Below are 17,000 nucleotides of genomic sequence, written 5' to 3' on the forward strand. Positions count from 1 at the left end.
TGAACTCTAAATGCAACTGAAAATCATTGAATTCCTGCTTCGAACGAGCTGAAAAACCAACTGTTGAGTAGAGTATTCCATCTTTAATTGGCCATTTGAGCGGCCCTTCATTGGTCTTCTCCCAACTAGCAGGTGAGTAGCCTTTAATCGCGACCCACTCGTCGGTATTTTTGCCGTCGAAGAGCACAATAGCATCCGAAGGCGGAGTCGTTCCACTGGTATTCGCCGACACTTTGCCGGGCGTAACAACCGGAGGTACGGGCTCCCAAATTTCAGTTGATTCGGGGTTAGGTTTTCGAGCCTGATCCTGAGCCAGGGCCTGATTGGCAAAAGCTAGACCAGCAATACCGACGCAAACGGCAAGCGATACGTGTACTTTTTTCATGGAAAATTATTCGGATTAATGAACGCACGGGTAAAACGCTCAAAGATAGGATAAATAGAGATTAACGTCCTTTTTCAAAGAAAAAATGGTAGATTTCGCCCCTAAAATTTCCTATTTTTCATGTTCCATTTATCCTTTAAAAGCCGCTTTTTCTGGCTACTGAGCATGGGCTGCAGTTTTGCAACGCAACTTGCACTATCTCAGCCAGTTCCGGCACCCGGCATCCCTATATCACTCAATGATATGAGTGCCTTTGCAGACCCAGCTTCCAACTGGCGAATTGTTGGTACTGTCCGGGCTGATCTGAACAAAGAAAATACGCTCCTTACCGACAAAGGCACGGGTGTTCTGGCCAACATTCCTCCAGCCAAGAAACCCACGGATGGTAAAGACCTGTTCACTACGCTGCAACACGGCGACGTTGATCTGGAATTGGATTATATGATGGCCAGCAAATCAAATTCAGGTGTCTATCTACAGGGACGTTACGAAATTCAATTGCGCGACAGTTGGGACATTCGTACGCCTAACGTGCACGATAATGGATCCGTTTATGAACGCTGGGATGAAAAACGCCCCGAAGGCCAGAAAGGCTACGAAGGCCACGCGGCTCGTCAGAATGCTAGTCGGGCTCCCGGCTTGTGGCAACATTTGAAAATTTCATTTCAGGCCCCTCGCTTTAACGGTAACGGGCAGAAAACCGAAAATGCACGTGTCATTCGGGTTGAGCTGAACGGGGTTATTATTCAGGAAGATGTTGAACTAACCGGCCCAACGCGTGGCTCAGCATTTGCCGATGAAAAACCGCTTGGCCCTCTCCGATTTCAGGGCGATCATGGAGCCGTCGCGTTTCGTAACATCCGCTACGTTGCCTACGACAAACCCCGGCCCGAACTGCTCAATCTGAAATACGCGGTTTATAAGGGTAAATTTCAGAAAGAGGCTGATTTCGGCGGTAAAGCCCCTGAATCAGAAGGCGCAACCACCGTACTGTCGGCCTCGGTGAGCCGTATTCCCAATGATTTTCTGATTCGCTACACCGGTACGTTACGCGTTTCCGAGCCAGGCGAGTACCGGTTTAACCTCGGCGTTCCGGGTGGTGGCGGTCAATTGAAAATTAATAATCAGATGGTTATTGAGCCAAGAGAATGGAATGCCAGAGGTCAGGCCAACCTACCCAAAGGCGATTTACCTTTCGAGCTGCTCTACTCCAAATTCGTCGATTGGGCACAGCCCGCTCTGGGCTTAGCCGTAGCTGGACCGGGTATTCGCGAATACGCCATGAGTGATGGAGCGGGTGGCAATGGTGAAGAAGTTGACCCGATCAGTGTAGACGCATCGACCAATACGATGCTACGTAGTTTTATGGATATACCCGGCGAGAAGAACACACAGGGACGCACGCTACGGGTTACGCATGCCGTATCGGTAGGGGCTCCTGAGCAGGTGCATTACACATACGATCTCGACAAGGGCGCACTCGTGCAGGTTTGGCGAGGTTCGTTCCTGGACACAACACCGATGTGGCACGAACGGGGCGATGGTTCTTCGCGGCCGAGAGGTATGGTGCAGCGCCTGGGTGCGCCAGTACTATTCCTGACAAAACTAGCTTCTCCTCAAGCCAACTGGATGACTGACACAACCGGCTCCAGCTATCGTCCGAAAGGATACGTACTGGACGAGAGCGACCGCCCGACCTTCCGCTATCAGAGTTACGGCGCATCAGTCGATGATAAAATTCGGGTGCTTGCGGAAGGCAAAGGCATTCAGCGTGAAGTGACCGTAACAAATCCGGCCAGTGATCTGTATGCCCGGCTTATCAGCGGCACAAGCATCAGCGCTTTGGAAAATGGCATGTATCTGGTTGACGGTCAGGCCTACCTCCGTATTGACGACGTAGCAGGTGCTAAACCGACGATTCGAGACAGCAACGGGCGGCAGGAACTGATTGTACCCGTGAAAGGCAAACTGACCTATTCGATACTTTTTTAATTCAATAACACGCAGATTCTCTCACTTGACACACGATCTTTCAAGATCATAATTACCCTGACAATCTGCGTTTTATTGATAATGACAATCCATTATGAAATTCTTTCAGAAGACAATAGCGGTACTGCTCTCGCTAACAGCCACGGCAGTACAGGCACAGGAATCGCCGAAGGAGGAAGACTTTTTCAAGATTCTTAAGGTAACCGCTCCCGAAGGTACGTTACTCGAAGTTGGCGGCCTGACCGTACTGCCCAATGGTAATTTGGGTGTAGCTACGCGTCGGGGTGATGTCTGGATCGTTGAAAATCCGACCAGTCGCAAACCCTATTTCCGCAAGTATGCATCAGGCCTGCACGAAATTCTTGGCCTGACCTATAAAGACGGGGCACTCTATTGCGCACAACGGGGCGAGCTGACCAAAATGGTCGACTCCAACAGCGATGGGAAAGCCGACGTATTCGAAACGGTTTATGCCTGGCCGCTTTCGGGCCATTATCACGAATATAGTTTCGGTCCGAAAATTGCACCAGACGGCCAATTCTTTGTAACAGGCAACGTAGCGTTCGGCGACGAAGAGTGGTGGCGGGGCGAAAGCCGGGTACCCTGGCGCGGCTGGACCATGAAAATTACCGAAAACGGTACCATGCAGCCGTGGGCAACGGGTATGCGTTCGCCCTGTGGATTGGGCATCTACGATGGAGAATTATTCTACGCCGACAACCAGGGCGACTGGATGGGCTCGGGTGGTGTAGTGCACGTCAAAAAAGGCGCATTTGTAGGGCACCCGGCCGGTTTGCGCTGGACTGGTGCGGCCAACTCACCGGTTAAACTGACGGCCGAACAATTCAACGCAACCATTGATGAGCGTCGGCGCCGGGATGAAAACGGCCGGGCCATTAAACCCGAGACCGTAGTAAACGAAACGCCGAATCTGCTGTATCAGATGAAGGATAAATTTTCGGGCGTAGAGGTTCAAACACCAGCCGTTTGGCTCCCCCACGGAATTCTGGGTATTTCGAACTCCGAAATTCTGGAAATACCCCAGGGTGCGTTCGGTCCCTTCGCCGGGCAACTGCTGGTGGGCGATCAGGGTATGAGCAAGATTTCGCGCGTATTCATGGAAAAAGTGAATGGTGAGTATCAGGGCGGTGCTATCGAACTACGTAACGGATTCCGATCGGGCGTACTACGTATGGCTTTTGCTAAAGACGGTTCGCTCTTCGTTGGCGAAACAAACCGGGGCTGGGGCTCAGCGGGTGAAGCCAACGAAGGCTTGCAGCGGCTGGTTTGGAACGGCGCCATACCGTTTGAAATGCGCACCGTAAAAGCGATGCCCGATGGGTTCGAAGTGGAATTCACGAAACCGGTTGATCGGAAGTCGGCTGAGGATTTGGCGTCGTATCGTGTCGAAAGCTTTCTGTACAAATACCATTCGGTTTATGGGAGTCCGACGATCAACAAAGAAGCCTTGCCGCTTAAAGGTGTAAAAGTTTCAGCAGATGGAATGAAAGCCCGGCTGATTGTGGACGGCATGCGGAAATACTACATTCATCAGTTGACGCTCGATGGCGTGCGTGGTACGGAAGGTTCATACTCGCTGGTGCATCCGATTGCTTACTACACACTTAACAACATTCCAGACGGCCAAAAACTGGCGATGAGTGAGGTAAGTACGAAAAACTCGGCAACCGCTCCGGCTCCTGCCCCAGCGGCTGCAACTGCCGCCCCGGCAACGGGCAAGAAAGCGCCGGCGAAAGTGACCACGGGCGCAAAACCCAAGCTGGTAGAAGGTCAGGCCGTCACAATGGCGAAAGCGCCGACGTATGAAGAAGTGAAAGGTTTACTGACCCGTCATACGTGTTCAGCCTGCCATCAGGCCAACAAACGGCAAGTTGGTCCAGCCTTCTCGGACGTAGCAAAACGTCGGTACACCAACGACCAGATTGTCGAATTGATTTACAATCCGAAGCCACACAACTGGCCCGACTACGCAACTGAAATGCCACCAATGCCGCAGGTTCCGAAAGCCGACGCGCTAAAAATTGCTGCCTGGATCAACTCGCTGGCACCGAGCGCTGGCAGTAATTCGACTGGCGAGCCAAAGCCGTAATAACCGTATATACACGTTACGTTTCATTACCCGCAAAGATTTATGCACTTTGCGGGTAATTTTTTATTGACTCTTACGATGTTGTCACCCACCGAAGCTGGAATTAGTCCGGCTACTCAGGAAAAATTTGAACACCTCTGGCATTTAGTCGGTAATACGCCCATGCTGGAGCTTTTCTATACATATCAGGGCCAGCCACGCTCGTTCTACGTTAAATGTGAGCATTACAACCTGACCGGCAGCATGAAAGACCGAATGGCGCTTCACGTATTACACCAGGCGTATCGACAGGGTCATATTCAGCCCGGCGATCGGATAGTAGAAGCCACCAGCGGCAGTTCGGGCATTGCGTTTTCGGCAGTTGGGCGCGCCTTGGGGCATCCGGTAACGATTATTATGCCAGCGGGCATCAGTCAGGAACGTATCGACATTATTCGTAGCCTCGGTGCCGACATCATTCTGTTCACAAAAGAAGAAGGTGGTTTTCTGGGTGCCATTCGACGGTCGGAAGAAATGGCCGCGGCAGATCCGCACGTATTTCTGCCCCGTCAATTTGCCAATCAGTACAATGCCGAAGCGCACCGACTTACGACGGGTAAAGAAATCTGGCTGCAACTCCAGAGCGTTGATATTACACCCGATGCCTTCGTAGCGGGTGTCGGAACGGGCGGTACGGTCATGGGCGTCGGTCGCTACCTGAAATCACGTAAGCCCGATATTCGCGTGCATCCGCTCGAACCGGCCGAATCGCCAACATTGTCAGTTGGCTATAAAACCGGATCACACCGAATTCAGGGCTTCTTTGACGAATTTATTCCCGATATTCTGAAGTTGAACGAGCTAGATCACGTAGTACAGGCCAGCGACGGTGATTCAATTTTAGTAGCCCAGAAGCTGGCATTGCAGTTGGGAATCGCTGTTGGTATTTCGTCGGGCGCAAACCTGATTGGTGCCATTAATCTGCAAACCGAACTTGGTCCAGATGCGCGCGTTGTAACGATTCTGTGCGACAGCAACAAAAAATACCTCAGCACCGATTTGGTTCGTCAGGAACCTATCAAACCTGGCTACGTAGCGCCCGACATTGCGTTTACCGACTACCGCCCGATCAGTCGATTGCTAATTGGCCGACCGGGTGTTTTCTGAGCGTATTGTGTTTTCTAGTCATTTACTACGTAGCGTTTTACCCGTTTTCGACTCAATCAATTTATGAAATCACTCCTACTACTCTGTATTCTTTTTGGTGCTACGTTATCCGCTTACAGCCAGAGCACACCCACGTCAAAAACAGCCGTCGCCACCGACGTAACGGCCGAAAGCCTGGTTCAGAAGCAACTAGAGGCTTATAACGCCCGGGATATTGATGCATTTCTGGCAACCTATGCCGATGACGTTGAACTGTACGATTTGCCTGACAAGCTGATTCTGAAAGGGAAAGATGCGATGCGTAAGGATTATGGCGCCTTTTTCAACGCAGCAAAATCGCTGCGTTGTGAGATTGTGAACCGTATTGTTCTCAACAACACAGTGATCGATCACGAAAAAGTTACCGTCAACCCACAAAAACCCGCTTCTCAGGCCGTAGCCATTTATAAAGTAGAAAACGGCCTCATCAAGAAAGTGTATTTTACCCAGTAAAGTTGACCTGTTTACAGATGGGTTCGACCCCTCCGGGGTCAAATGTTTATAGGTCATCAATATCTCTAAAGACATTTGACCCCGGAGGGGTCGAACCCATCGATTTCATTTATTCCCTATTACCTCATCAAGTAAACACCTGATTTACATGGATTTTTCGCAGCAGAAAAAAGGAACCACGGCCATCTGGGCGGGCGAAACCGAGCGTTTTTTTCAGGGCGCAACGACGCCCCCCATCATCAACAGCGTTACGTATGCGTACGATGACCTTGATGAGTGGTACGACGTAGCAACGGGAAAAGCTGACGGGTTCATTTACAGCCGGAATACGAATCCGACAGTGCACGTATTTGAAGAAAAAGTGCGGATTCTAGAATGTGCCGAAGCCGCCACGTCCTTCGCTACGGGTATGGGCGCTATCAGCAATACGTTGTTTGCGCTGCTGGGTCCGGGCAAACGCGTTGTTTCGCTTAAAGATACCTACGGCGGAGCCAGCCGGTTGTTCCTCGATTTTCTGCCCGGCTACAACGTCAACGTTACGTTATGCGACACGACCAACCATGAACAACTGGAAGCCGAAATTGCCAAAGGCTGCGACCTGGTTTATCTGGAAACGCCAACCAATCCGACATTAAAAATCGTCGATATTAAACGTCTGGCAACAGCCGCTAAAAACGTGGGGGCTGTTGTGGTGGTCGACAATACGTTTGCGACGCCTATTAACCAGAATCCATTACAACTGGGAGCTGATCTGGTGCTGCACAGTGCTACCAAATTTCTCTGCGGTCATTCGGATGCAATGGGCGGTGTTCTGGCCGGGAAGGCCGAGCTGGTCGAAAAAGTGTTCCGCTTTCGGGAAATCAACGGCGCCAGCCTACAGGCTGATCCGGCGTATATGATAGCTCGCGGTATGAAAACCCTCGAACTACGTATCGAACGGCAAAATGCATCGGCGCTGAAAATCGCGCAGTTTCTGAAAAATCATCCCAAAGTGGCCGACGTCTTTTATCCTGGACTTCCCAGCCATTTGGGCCACGACATTGCCCAGGCACAGATGTCGGGCTTTGGCGGCATGATGAGTTTTTCGCTCAACGGCAGTTACGATGACGTAAAGAAATTTCTTCCCAAACTTCAGTTCGTTCATTTAGCGGCCAGTCTGGGTTCGGTCAGTACGTTAGCTGGACCTCCCCGAACCACCAGCCACGTCGAATTAACCGAAGCCCAACGAGCACAACTGGGCATCCCCGAAAGTCTGATACGTTATTCCGTTGGCATCGAAAACGTAGAAGATTTGATGGCTGATCTGGAGAGCGCACTGGGTTCTTTATAGAATTTCTTTTTCGATCAACAAAGGGCCTTGCCTCCTGATCGTGCATCCTATTTCAGTCGTTCCGAAAGGTGATAGGAAGTTCCACCAGGCTACTAACTGCTACGCCAGCCCGGTGCGCCGGGTACCAGTGGGGCATCGTGACAATAGCCTTGACAGCTGCTGCATCCAGAAGAGGGCCACACGACTTCACGATTTGTATATCCGTCAAAGAACCGTTCGGCTGAACCCGGAACCGCACCTGAACAGTGCCTTCGCTGTAAGCTTTGAGGGCCGAATTTGAATACAGGTCGATCGTTTCCAGGTGCTTTTCCAGAGCCTGTTTTCCGCCCGGAAAGAACGGTTTATTGGTTAAAGGCGTAAAGTCTGCGGAAGGTACTGCAGACCGCCCAGGGTCAGGCGTATTACGAGCGACCAATGTGGTTGTGCTGTTTTCATCAGATACCTGAGCAATGGATACCGTACTGGTTATCAACCAGTAAATAGCGATTAACGAAAGCGTTTTCATGATAAAAGAAGAGTTAGAGGTGTGATTAGTTGACTGTAATTTTCAACCGCCGTAACGGAAGTGTTTATGCCGCAGTAAACAGATCAAAGTTCCGTTGATCCGCTCAGAAAGACTGGCTATTTTGGGTCGAAAACTATCCCTATTGAGAAGTGTAATGGCCTAACAAACAATTTTTTAGTGATTTTACCCTACACGTTTCCCCGGCCAATTAACCGTCTGTAAAAAGGAATGAACATTCTATATAGTAAAGACCGCTCTGATACTACGTAGATTATTCACTAATTTTCAAGGGTATTGATTTATTTACCTGTTCAAATACAGTCAAAAACAAAGAAGCTAGTAATTACACACAACTATGATTTTCCGCTACGTTCCTTACCTTCTTCTCGGGCTTACGCTTTCACTAAACGCCCCTACCCCGCTTCGGGCTCAATCTGTTTCTGCTAAGTCAACTACTACCGACGTAGCCGCGCAACGGTTGCAACAGGAACTGGAACGTATTGCGCAATTGGCAAAAGGTAAAGTCGGCGTGTGTGCGCTGCATCTCGAAAGTGGCAAACAGATAAGCCTGAACTCGCAGGATCGGTTTGCGATGGCCAGTACGGTTAAAGTAGCTATTGCGACCGAACTCTTTAAACAGATTGAGCAGGGCAAGCTTTCCATGATGACCATGACGGATCTGAAACCGTCGGATCTGCATCCGGGCAGCGGTACGTTAGAAGTTCTGTTTGCCAAACCGGGCGTTCAGTTGTCGGTTCAGAATCTGCTGGAACTGATGATGGTGATCAGCGATAACTCGGCGACGGATATTCTGCTACGTCTGGTAGGCGGCACGCAGGCCGTTCAGAATCGGCTCAATGCGCTGGGGATTCAGGGTATGTCGGTCGACCGGAGCATTATCCAACTGATCGCTGATCTGGATGGTGTTACGTTACCCCCCGCCGACCAGTGGACGCTTGGTTTCTACAATAACCTGGACAAAAACATTACGCCCGAAGCGCGCAAAGCATCTCAGGCAAACTTTAAAAACGATCAGCGCGATACCTCAACGCCCGAAGCGATGGTAAATCTGCTGGCTCAGATTTACCGTGGCAAAGCGATTCAGCCTGCCAGTCGTGATACGTTACTGGCCGTGATGCAGCGTTGCCGGGGCGGTTTGAATCGGCTTAAAGGATTTCTTCCCCCAGAAACGCTGGTTGCGCATAAAACCGGCTCGCTGGACGGAAATGCAACTGACGACGTAGGCATTATTACGCTGCCTGGTGACGCGGGTCATATAGCTATTGCCGTTTTTGTGGGTCCTTCTCCACAACCTTTAGCCGAACGAGAAGCCACCATTGCGCACGTAGCCCGGACCATCTACGATTACTTTTTATTTCAGCCTCCTGTTACGTCCGCCCCCGGTAAATAATTGCCTGTTAACTAAAAATAAAACGTCTACGCAGCACTCCAACCATTCGCTCAAAAGTGTGAAGGTTTCGGGAGGACTGTATGTAACATTTGTCTTTGCTAATTTACTGGCTATAGCGTGCTGTTTACTTAGTATACAGTCAGTTTATTGTGTATCGGCGAAGTACAAACCAGTCCTCCAAACGTTCCTATCATGATCACGGCTGCTGTAAAGAAAAAAGTCGAACAAGTTGTCAATGCTTTTGAAACGAGTAGCCTTGAGGGTAAGTACGATGCGCTGGTTGTTCTAAAAGATGGGCTGAATAACACCCGGCAAATTACTTACGGTCGTAGTCAGACCACCGAGCAGGGTAATCTCAAATCGCTCATCGATATGTACATTACCCGAAACGGAATCTTTGCCAACGACTTCAAGCCATTCCGTACCAAAATAGGGAAAGTGCCCCTGGCCGACGATGCTACGTTTAAGAATCTGCTGCGGAAAGCCGCCAGAGAGGATATCATTATGCGGAATACGCAGGACGAATTTTTCGATATACTTTATTACACGCCCGCTGTGAATTTCTTTATTAGCCTGGATCTGACCTTACCCCTCAGTTTATTGGTTGTGTACGACAGTTTCATCCACTCAGGCTGCGTGCCGTCGCATTTGCGGGAACGCTTTCCGGAAGTACCTCCTTCGCTGGGTGGCGACGAAAAAGCTTGGATTAAAGCTTACGTAAAAACGCGCGACACCTGGTTGGCAACTAACAAAAAACTGATTCTTCGCAACACCGTCTATCGCACACAGTGCTTCCTGAATCAGATTAAAACCGGTAACTGGATGCTCGACAAGCCTGTCAATGCCAATGGTGTCCTGGTTCCGTAACCAATCCTTTGCTGGTCGGCATCCTTCTACCTATTCTATCCCTAATCCATGCAAAAGACTTTTTTCGAGAAAGAACTGGCTATCAGTGGCACGCAACGAAAAGACGGCGCTAATAACACCAAAAAAGAGGTACGTAAAATCCAGTCCTGGCTAACGCTTTTTTCAATGGCAAATCCGAGCGCAGCAACGGCAACGGGCATCGATGGGAACTTCGGTAAAGCCACCGAAAAGGCCGTTAAAAATTTCCAGGAAATAAAAGGCGTACCGCAGACCGGCGTCGTGGATGAGGAAACGTTTGAGCTATTATCCGCTCCAATGCGGACTGCCTTTACCAAACAATCACCGGGCGCTGATTTACGGACGCTCATTGTCAATACCGCCAAAAGCCATTTACCCAGTCATCCGTTCGAACTGGTCATTGATAAGCAACCTAATTCAGGCCCCTGGGTCAGAGCGTATATGGATGGTAACGAAGGCGAAGAATGGCTCTGGTGTATGGGTTTTGTGCAATCTATTATCGATCAGGCAGCTTCAGTGCAAGGGAAGGATTTCAAAAAACTGATGCCGCAAACTTATAGCTGCGACCGAGTGGCAAGCGTTGGCCTGGAAAAAGGCATTCTTTTCCGAAATTCAACGATACGTAGTAACCCTTCCCTGGCGAAACCGGGTGATATTTTTCTCCTACAAAAGTCATCCAATGACTGGATGCATACCGGGATTATTATCGATATAGACGACGACGTATTTGAAACGGTTGAAGGTAACACAAACAACGGTGGTTCTAACAATGGAAATGCCGTTCTGAGACGAATTCGGAATTTCACAAAATCAAAGCTCGACGTCTTTTCTATTCAGAGTTTGGTGTAAGCATAAACCGAAAAGCGATGCCAGTTTACACCAGCACCGCTTTAACAGGCGCAACCAACTTTATAATTCGCTACGTTGACACGTAGTAGACCAGGCAACTTATTTGATAGCGACCAGGCGGCCAGGGTTTGATGGCTGTTCCGTCGACAGGGTAACGGTACGTATCGTTGTTTCAGCACCATTTGTAATTTCTACCTGATAAACACCGTCGGGCAACTGGCTCATGTCCAGTTTGATGCGGTATTTACTTTCGTTTTTGCCCAGACGTTCGCTGTACATAACCTTGCCCGCATCATTTGTCATTTTGATGTCGACAGCCCCACCCGTTTGTTTGTCAAGAGCAATGCTCAGTCTACCGTCTACGGTTGTATAAATACCTGTTTTGTAAGCAGCTACAGCCGCTGGACGAACAATTGGTTTTGCTTCGCTGAACGTAGCAGCAGACGTAACAATACCTAAAGAGAAAGCGATGGCGAGTGATTTGATGAGCGTTTTCATGATATTTTGAATTTTATCGGTTTAAAGTCTAGCCGGGATTGTCCCGCTTGGTGAAACAAAGATATAGGCCGTAGCTAGTACTATGCATTACAAACTACCGGAACGGTCGAAGCAAAGGATGAATGGCAGCAGGATACGGATGATTGAGCGAATGGAATAATCGTATTCCTCAGATGGGCCGCTAAATCAGGCACAAAGCATACAGAGAGTTGTCGTTATTGACCCTCAATGTACTTTATGCCTCGTTGACGGGTATTCAGTCCTGCCTGATTGTAACAAATCTTCTCAGTAGATTCCGATACGCCCTTACCGCGTAAGCAAGCCCGCGTCGACCACAAACTGCGAACCAGTAACGTAGCGTGCTTTGTCAGAAGCCAGATAGAGTACCATCGCTGATACGTCTTCTGTTTCAACCCAGGGAACTGGTAGCAGATTTCCCGCCGACCGTTCGGCTATTTCCTGCGTAGTGGTACCTTCCAGTTCAGCCAGGCCATCGTTCATAGGCGTATTGACCCCTGTTGGGTGAATGGAGTTCACCCGGATATTATGCGGAGCCAGTTCGATAGCCCACGATTTGGTCAGGCCTACCAGCCCCCATTTGGACGCAGCGTAGTGACTCAGGCGGTTCATGCCCCGCAATCCGGCAATGGATGAATTATTGATAATAACGCCCGATTTCTGCTGCATCATAACCGGAATGACGCGCCGAGCCACAAGCCAGGCGCCTTTCAGATTAATATCAATCATAGCGTCCCATTCTTCTTCGGGCAGTTCATGAGCTAATCCGTAGGCGCAGATTCCGGCGTTATTAAACAGAATATCGATACGTCCGAATTGCGCCACGGCTTCATCGACAGCCTGTTTTATATCCTCATCCCGCCGAACATCGCCCTGCGCGGTCAGACACGTAGTGTTCATTGCTTCCACTTCCCGTTTCAGGCTTTCCAATTCATTTTCTGAACCGAGTGCATAACCCGGATAAGCCATTGGTTTTGCCAGGTCGAAGGCTACAATAGAAGCACCTTCACTGGCCAGTGCTAACGCAACAGCCCGGCCCTGTCCATGAGCGGCACCCGTAATAAACGCTACTTTACCCTGAAAATCAGCCATCAGTTAAGGATTGCTTTGCTGCGTTAGTGGAAGATATGGATAGAGGTACTCATCAATGTTCACCTCCAGTACGTTGTTGAAAACGTTGGTAGCGATCATTTGCCCGGCAAAAGCGACCAGAACAACAATTTGCTCATCCGTGTAACGCTCGGCAACGGGCACATAGCGTTCATCGGAAATTTCACCCTTGTTTTGGGCGATAGCACTGCCAAAATCAACAACAGCCTGCTCATGCTCCGTTAAAGTTAATTGTTCGGGTCGTTCGCCATTGTCAATGATGATCCGGCGGAAAAACGTTGTGCAAAGTGGGCAGTTCGACCCTTCCGAAATCGAATGAGCGAATAGATACGCGAGTCGATCTCCAACAATCTTTTTGACTTCTTCATACAACGGATACCACTGCATATACACCTGAAAAGCCAGTATCGACCTACCCAGCGTCGCTTTCATGTTCGTAATGCGACTACCGGGGTAGTCGGTGACGTGGGTATCAAAAGCAGCTTTCACGTCGGATGTAGCAGCTTCAGCAGGTAAGGGTGTAATTCGGGGCATCGGAAAAGGAAATAAGTTTGATGGTACGTAGTGAATAAACTAATACCCTCGCGCCGTATTATCAGCCCTGGGATCCGACGCTCCTTCGTAAGAACCGTCAGGGCGGATTAGTACACAGTCCATCCGACCGAGCGTATTGGTTAATTTTTCCAGGATGTAGCCCCGATTTTGCAACGCCTGAACAGTCGCGTCGGAAAAAGCACCGTTTTCAAAAATGGTTTTGTCGGGTAGCCACTGATGGTGAAACTTGAGTGCGTTAACCGCCTGCTGCATGGTCATTCCATGCTCAATTACGTTCAGAATCGTCTGATAAACGGATGTCATAATTGTGGAGCCGCCAGGAGTTCCAACAACCATAAACAACTTTCCGTCTTTCTCCAGAATCGTCGGCGTCATAGACGATAACATTCGCTTATTCGGTGCAATTGCATTGGCCTGATTGCCAATCAGTCCGTACATATTTGGGGCTCCCGGTTTCACGCTAAAATCATCCATTTCATTGTTCATGAAAAACCCTGCGCCACCAACCACAACGCGACTGCCGTAGCCGCCGTTGAGTGTGGTCGTGATGCTCACCGCGTTGCCATCCTGATCGACCACGGAGAAATGCGTGGTTTCGAGACTTTCGTAACCCGGAATCATACCCCCTTTTACGTCGCGGCTATCGGTGGCTTTCGCCCACGAAAAATCCGTCCAGCGTGTGCGGAGGTAATCAGGGGAAATAAGTTGCGTTACAGGCACTTTCACAAAATCAGGATCACCCAGAAACTTAGCCCGGTCGGCATAAACCCGCCGTTCGGCCTCAATCATAACCTGCACCGTACTATCGCGATTCCAGCCCCACCGACGTAACGGAAACGGTTCGGTGAAGCGCATCATCTGTAACAACGCCACACCTCCGCTTGACGTTGGCGGCATCGTAATGACGTTGTATTCCTTGTACTTCGCCTGAATCGGATCGCGCCAGACGGCATGATAATTTTTCAGATCTTCTTCCGTAATTATGCCTTTGCCACGTACCATTTCTTCGGCCAGTAAACGGGCGGTTTCGCCTTCGTAAAAGCCAGCTCGTCCCTGTGTCTGAACACGTTGTAGCGTTTTGCCCAGATCACTCTGCACCAGTAAATCGCCTTTATGCCACTGGCCCAGCATTCCGGTATCGGTCGGTGCGGCACTTTTCAGGAAATACGTTTTTCCAGGATTGATCGTGTTCAGATCTGCTTTAATACGGTTTAAGCCCAGTGCGTCTCTTTCGGTAAGGGCGAATCCTTTCTCGGCCAGATCAATGGCTGGTTGCAATAGCTGTGCCCAGGTTAGTTTGCCGAAACGTTTGTGCGCTTCCACCATCCCATCCACTGAGCCAGGCACTCCCGATGCCAAATGTCCACTAATACTTAAACCCGGCCGAACGTTACCAACCGAATCCAGATACATGTTCTGACTAGCCCGGCCAGGTGCTTTTTCGCGATAATCGAGCGAATAGGATTTACCCTCTTTGTCCCGATAGACCATGAACCCACCGCCACCAATATTGCCCGCTCCCGGATACACCACCGCCAGGGCAAACTGAACCGCTACGGCCGCATCGACTGCGTTGCCGCCCGCTTTCAGGATGTTCAAGCCAACCTGCGATGCTTCGGGGTGGGCCGAAGCAACCATCCCGTTTCGACCGATAACCCCTGTTCTGTCAGAGAAAAACGGCCTGACCGCCGGGTCTTCGTCGCGGTATTGGTATACCCCCTGACTCTGGTTGACTTTAGTATCTGTGCTGGTTGTCGAGGGCGATTGCGTTTTGCAGGCGAAGAGGCCAACAGCCAGCAGAAAAGGAACGGTAAATTGCTTCATAGGTAGGTTGTACGCTCACAGGTATTATAACTCCTAAACTACAAAAATAGCAGTATCAGTCAATCCGCAAATCAACCACTTATCCGACAGAGATTTATGCTCATCCTAAATGCTTTGGGCGACTCCGGTTAATTTACTACCTTCATTAGTTAGAATCGTAATTTGTCAGAGCACTCTTTCGCTATTTATAAACGTGCAGTTTCTTCGTCAGACATTCGAAAGTTTCCGGTTTGCATGGCAGGCATTACGGTCAAATCTATTACGTACTACGCTTTCGCTGCTAGGCGTAACGGTCGGCATTTTCGCCATTATTGCCGTTTTTACGCTCGTCGACTCACTGGAACGTAACATTCGGGATAGCCTTTCCTTTATTGGCGACAAGGTTGTATATATCGAAAAATGGCCCTGGTCGTTCGATACCGAGACCCAATGGTGGAAGTTTTTTCAGTGGCCCGAACCTAGCTATAAAGAGTACCGGGTTTTGAGTGAGCGACTTGAAAACGCCCAGGCGATTGCGGCCATTGATTTTAAAGGGCGCGTTACGGTCAAAAACGGCAATAACAGCATGGCGTCGCTTATTCAGGGCACTACGTTGGACTACAACAAGATTTCGGAAGTTCCGATCGAAGCGGGGCGTTATTTTACGCAACAGGAAGTTGAGAATGCCCGTAACGTTACCATTATTGGCGCCGACGTAGCCGAAAACCTGTTTCCGGGTCAGGACCCCGTCGGGAAAACACTGAAGATCAGCGGCCTGAACTTTGTGGTTATTGGCGTTCAGCAGCGGAAAGGCGAGAGTATTCTTAACGTAGGTGGCAACCCCGATATAAAATGCCTGATCACATATGGTTCCTTTGCCCGACTGTTTCATTCCATCAAACCCAGTATTTCGATTGCCATTAAAGGCTACGACAGCGATGAAGGTTTGATGGAGCTTGAGAGCGAAATCCGGGGTTTGCTACGTACCCGACGTGGTTTAAGGCCATTGCAAGGCGACAATTTCGCCATCAATCGCCCTGAAGCCATTGCCAATGCCATTGGGGGTATTTTTTCGGTTTTGACGTTAGCAGGCTGGGTTATTGGTGGCTTTTCCATCCTGATCGGTGGCTTTGGTATTGCCAACATCATGTTTGTCAGCGTTAAAGAACGGACGAACATTATCGGTATCCAGAAATCATTAGGCGCCAAAAATTACTTTATCCTGTTCCAGTTCCTGTTCGAAGCCGTCCTGCTAAGTTTGGTCGGTGGGTTTGCCGGTATTTTTCTGGTTTATCTGTTGTCGTTCGTAAGCTTAGGGAGCCTCGACCTCCAGCTAACAACCGGTAACGTAGTACTTGGACTCGGCGTATCAAGCATAATCGGGATAATATCAGGTATTATTCCTGCTTTCACAGCCGCCAGCCTTGACCCGGTTATTGCCATCCGCGCAAAGTAGGCGTTTCGCACGCAGAACGCATTTATCCAACTTTCATCCAGTAAACATCAATGCGTACGATCCGCTTAACTCAATTTTTCAGAACTGTATTTTTTACAGGTATGCTTCATAGCGCGGATCATCTAACGGAATTATAGCAAGCTACCTAACTTCTGTTAACTGATTAAGTCTTCAATAGATAATGATAGCGTATCATTCCTAAACGAATAGAAGAAAGGGTCTATCCCTTTAACTGTTCCAGGTTTATCGGGCCATCCTTTGGTTTTATTTTTGTTGATCGATACAGCTGATCTCTGGTAGTCAGCCCTCACTCTCCAGCTTAACGTACTAAGATCTTACCCGTTTGGCGAGGCTAATTTTTTGATTTTCAACCCACTTAGACAGATTCTGTATCCTTAACTTTTTCGGTCCATTCACTACGTAGCGAACAAATCCTCTATAGAAAGGAATACCAG

Annotated in this window: 15 protein-coding genes; 9 read left to right on the plus strand and 6 right to left on the minus strand. The window is 49.4% G+C overall.

Features of this window, described 5'->3' with window-relative positions:
• Positions 1 to 385, minus strand: a 385-nt coding sequence (locus ACOJS8_RS23190) for a family 16 glycoside hydrolase (RefSeq protein ID WP_420150940.1), incomplete at its 3' end; no start/stop codon positions are given.
• Between the two features lie 120 nt (positions 386 to 505).
• On the opposite strand from ACOJS8_RS23190, the gene ACOJS8_RS23195 reads away from it, so the two are divergent.
• The 5 genes from ACOJS8_RS23195 (at position 506) to ACOJS8_RS23215 (ending at position 7,455) form a co-directional block, all read left to right on the plus strand.
• The gene (locus tag ACOJS8_RS23195) at positions 506 to 2,377 is read left to right on the plus strand and encodes a family 16 glycoside hydrolase (protein WP_420150941.1); all 1,872 of its coding nucleotides are present in this window, start codon (positions 506 to 508) and stop codon (positions 2,375 to 2,377) included.
• A gap of 94 nt (positions 2,378 to 2,471) precedes the next feature.
• Positions 2,472 to 4,487 carry a c-type cytochrome gene (locus ACOJS8_RS23200; RefSeq protein WP_420150942.1) on the plus strand — a complete coding sequence of 672 codons (2,016 nt, stop codon included), beginning with the start codon at positions 2,472 to 2,474 and terminating at the stop codon, positions 4,485 to 4,487.
• A 78-nt stretch (positions 4,488 to 4,565) separates the two neighbouring features.
• Positions 4,566 to 5,633, plus strand: coding sequence for a PLP-dependent cysteine synthase family protein (locus ACOJS8_RS23205; RefSeq protein ID WP_420150943.1), 1,068 nt, complete (start codon positions 4,566 to 4,568; stop codon positions 5,631 to 5,633).
• 63 nt (positions 5,634 to 5,696) lie between these two features.
• Positions 5,697 to 6,125, plus strand: coding sequence for a nuclear transport factor 2 family protein (locus ACOJS8_RS23210; protein ID WP_420150944.1), 429 nt, complete (start codon positions 5,697 to 5,699; stop codon positions 6,123 to 6,125).
• 148 nt (positions 6,126 to 6,273) lie between these two features.
• A complete protein-coding gene (locus ACOJS8_RS23215; RefSeq protein ID WP_420150945.1) occupies positions 6,274 to 7,455 on the plus strand; it encodes a cystathionine gamma-synthase family protein in 1,182 nt (393 codons plus the stop codon).
• Positions 7,456 to 7,507: 52 nt separating this feature from the next.
• On the opposite strand, the gene ACOJS8_RS23220 is transcribed toward ACOJS8_RS23215, so the two are convergent.
• Positions 7,508 to 7,960 carry an energy transducer TonB gene (locus ACOJS8_RS23220; protein ID WP_420150946.1) on the minus strand — a complete coding sequence of 151 codons (453 nt, stop codon included), beginning with the start codon at positions 7,958 to 7,960 and terminating at the stop codon, positions 7,508 to 7,510.
• A gap of 355 nt (positions 7,961 to 8,315) precedes the next feature.
• On the opposite strand from ACOJS8_RS23220, the gene bla reads away from it, so the two are divergent.
• The 3 genes from bla to ACOJS8_RS23235 all read left to right on the plus strand — a co-directional run bounded on the left by bla (position 8,316) and on the right by ACOJS8_RS23235 (position 11,105).
• Positions 8,316 to 9,371 (plus strand): class A beta-lactamase, encoded by a 1,056-nt coding sequence (gene bla, locus ACOJS8_RS23225; RefSeq protein ID WP_420150947.1) that lies wholly within the window; start codon positions 8,316 to 8,318, stop codon positions 9,369 to 9,371.
• Between the two features lie 192 nt (positions 9,372 to 9,563).
• Positions 9,564 to 10,238 (plus strand): chitosanase, encoded by a 675-nt coding sequence (locus ACOJS8_RS23230; RefSeq protein WP_420150948.1) that lies wholly within the window; start codon positions 9,564 to 9,566, stop codon positions 10,236 to 10,238.
• Positions 10,239 to 10,286: 48 nt separating this feature from the next.
• Positions 10,287 to 11,105 (plus strand): peptidoglycan-binding domain-containing protein, encoded by an 819-nt coding sequence (locus tag ACOJS8_RS23235; RefSeq protein ID WP_420150949.1) that lies wholly within the window; start codon positions 10,287 to 10,289, stop codon positions 11,103 to 11,105.
• Between the two features lie 99 nt (positions 11,106 to 11,204).
• Here ACOJS8_RS23235 and ACOJS8_RS23240 read toward each other — a convergent pair whose 3' ends face one another.
• From ACOJS8_RS23240 to ggt, 4 genes are all read right to left on the minus strand, one after another.
• Entirely contained in the window at positions 11,205 to 11,603 is a 399-nt protein-coding gene (locus ACOJS8_RS23240) for a T9SS type A sorting domain-containing protein (protein ID WP_420150950.1), read from the minus strand.
• A 306-nt stretch (positions 11,604 to 11,909) separates the two neighbouring features.
• On the minus strand, positions 11,910 to 12,713 hold the full coding sequence (locus ACOJS8_RS23245) for a mycofactocin-coupled SDR family oxidoreductase (protein ID WP_420150951.1): 804 nt from the start codon (positions 12,711 to 12,713) through the stop codon (positions 11,910 to 11,912).
• A gap of 3 nt (positions 12,714 to 12,716) precedes the next feature.
• Positions 12,717 to 13,265, minus strand: a complete 549-nt coding sequence (locus tag ACOJS8_RS23250; RefSeq protein ID WP_420150952.1) for a carboxymuconolactone decarboxylase family protein — start codon at positions 13,263 to 13,265, stop codon at positions 12,717 to 12,719.
• A 39-nt stretch (positions 13,266 to 13,304) separates the two neighbouring features.
• On the minus strand, positions 13,305 to 15,110 hold the full coding sequence (gene ggt / locus ACOJS8_RS23255; protein WP_420150953.1) for a gamma-glutamyltransferase: 1,806 nt from the start codon (positions 15,108 to 15,110) through the stop codon (positions 13,305 to 13,307).
• A gap of 193 nt (positions 15,111 to 15,303) precedes the next feature.
• On the opposite strand from ggt, the gene ACOJS8_RS23260 reads away from it, so the two are divergent.
• On the plus strand, positions 15,304 to 16,545 hold the full coding sequence (locus ACOJS8_RS23260) for an ABC transporter permease (RefSeq protein ID WP_420150954.1): 1,242 nt from the start codon (positions 15,304 to 15,306) through the stop codon (positions 16,543 to 16,545).
• Positions 16,546 to 17,000: the final 455 nt, after the last annotated feature.

This window comes from Spirosoma sp. (assembly GCF_048594605.1).
GTDB lineage: Bacteria > Bacteroidota > Bacteroidia > Cytophagales > Spirosomataceae > Spirosoma.

Excerpts from the sequence above, each read along its gene's own strand:
- ACOJS8_RS23240 (WP_420150950.1), bottom strand. The coding sequence starts at position 11,603 with ATGAAAACGCTCATCAAATCACTCGCCATCGCTTTCTCTTTAGGTATT.
- ACOJS8_RS23250 (WP_420150952.1), bottom strand. The coding sequence starts at position 13,265 with ATGCCCCGAATTACACCCTTACCTGCTGAAGCTGCTACATCCGACGTG.
- ACOJS8_RS23245 (WP_420150951.1), bottom strand. The coding sequence starts at position 12,713 with ATGGCTGATTTTCAGGGTAAAGTAGCGTTTATTACGGGTGCCGCTCAT.
- bla (WP_420150947.1), top strand. The coding sequence starts at position 8,316 with ATGATTTTCCGCTACGTTCCTTACCTTCTTCTCGGGCTTACGCTTTCA.
- ggt (WP_420150953.1), bottom strand. The coding sequence starts at position 15,110 with ATGAAGCAATTTACCGTTCCTTTTCTGCTGGCTGTTGGCCTCTTCGCC.
- ACOJS8_RS23195 (WP_420150941.1), top strand. The coding sequence starts at position 506 with ATGTTCCATTTATCCTTTAAAAGCCGCTTTTTCTGGCTACTGAGCATG.
- ACOJS8_RS23220 (WP_420150946.1), bottom strand. The coding sequence starts at position 7,960 with ATGAAAACGCTTTCGTTAATCGCTATTTACTGGTTGATAACCAGTACG.
- ACOJS8_RS23210 (WP_420150944.1), top strand. The coding sequence starts at position 5,697 with ATGAAATCACTCCTACTACTCTGTATTCTTTTTGGTGCTACGTTATCC.
- ACOJS8_RS23235 (WP_420150949.1), top strand. The coding sequence starts at position 10,287 with ATGCAAAAGACTTTTTTCGAGAAAGAACTGGCTATCAGTGGCACGCAA.
- ACOJS8_RS23215 (WP_420150945.1), top strand. The coding sequence starts at position 6,274 with ATGGATTTTTCGCAGCAGAAAAAAGGAACCACGGCCATCTGGGCGGGC.
- ACOJS8_RS23205 (WP_420150943.1), top strand. The coding sequence starts at position 4,566 with ATGTTGTCACCCACCGAAGCTGGAATTAGTCCGGCTACTCAGGAAAAA.
- ACOJS8_RS23230 (WP_420150948.1), top strand. The coding sequence starts at position 9,564 with ATGATCACGGCTGCTGTAAAGAAAAAAGTCGAACAAGTTGTCAATGCT.
- ACOJS8_RS23200 (WP_420150942.1), top strand. The coding sequence starts at position 2,472 with ATGAAATTCTTTCAGAAGACAATAGCGGTACTGCTCTCGCTAACAGCC.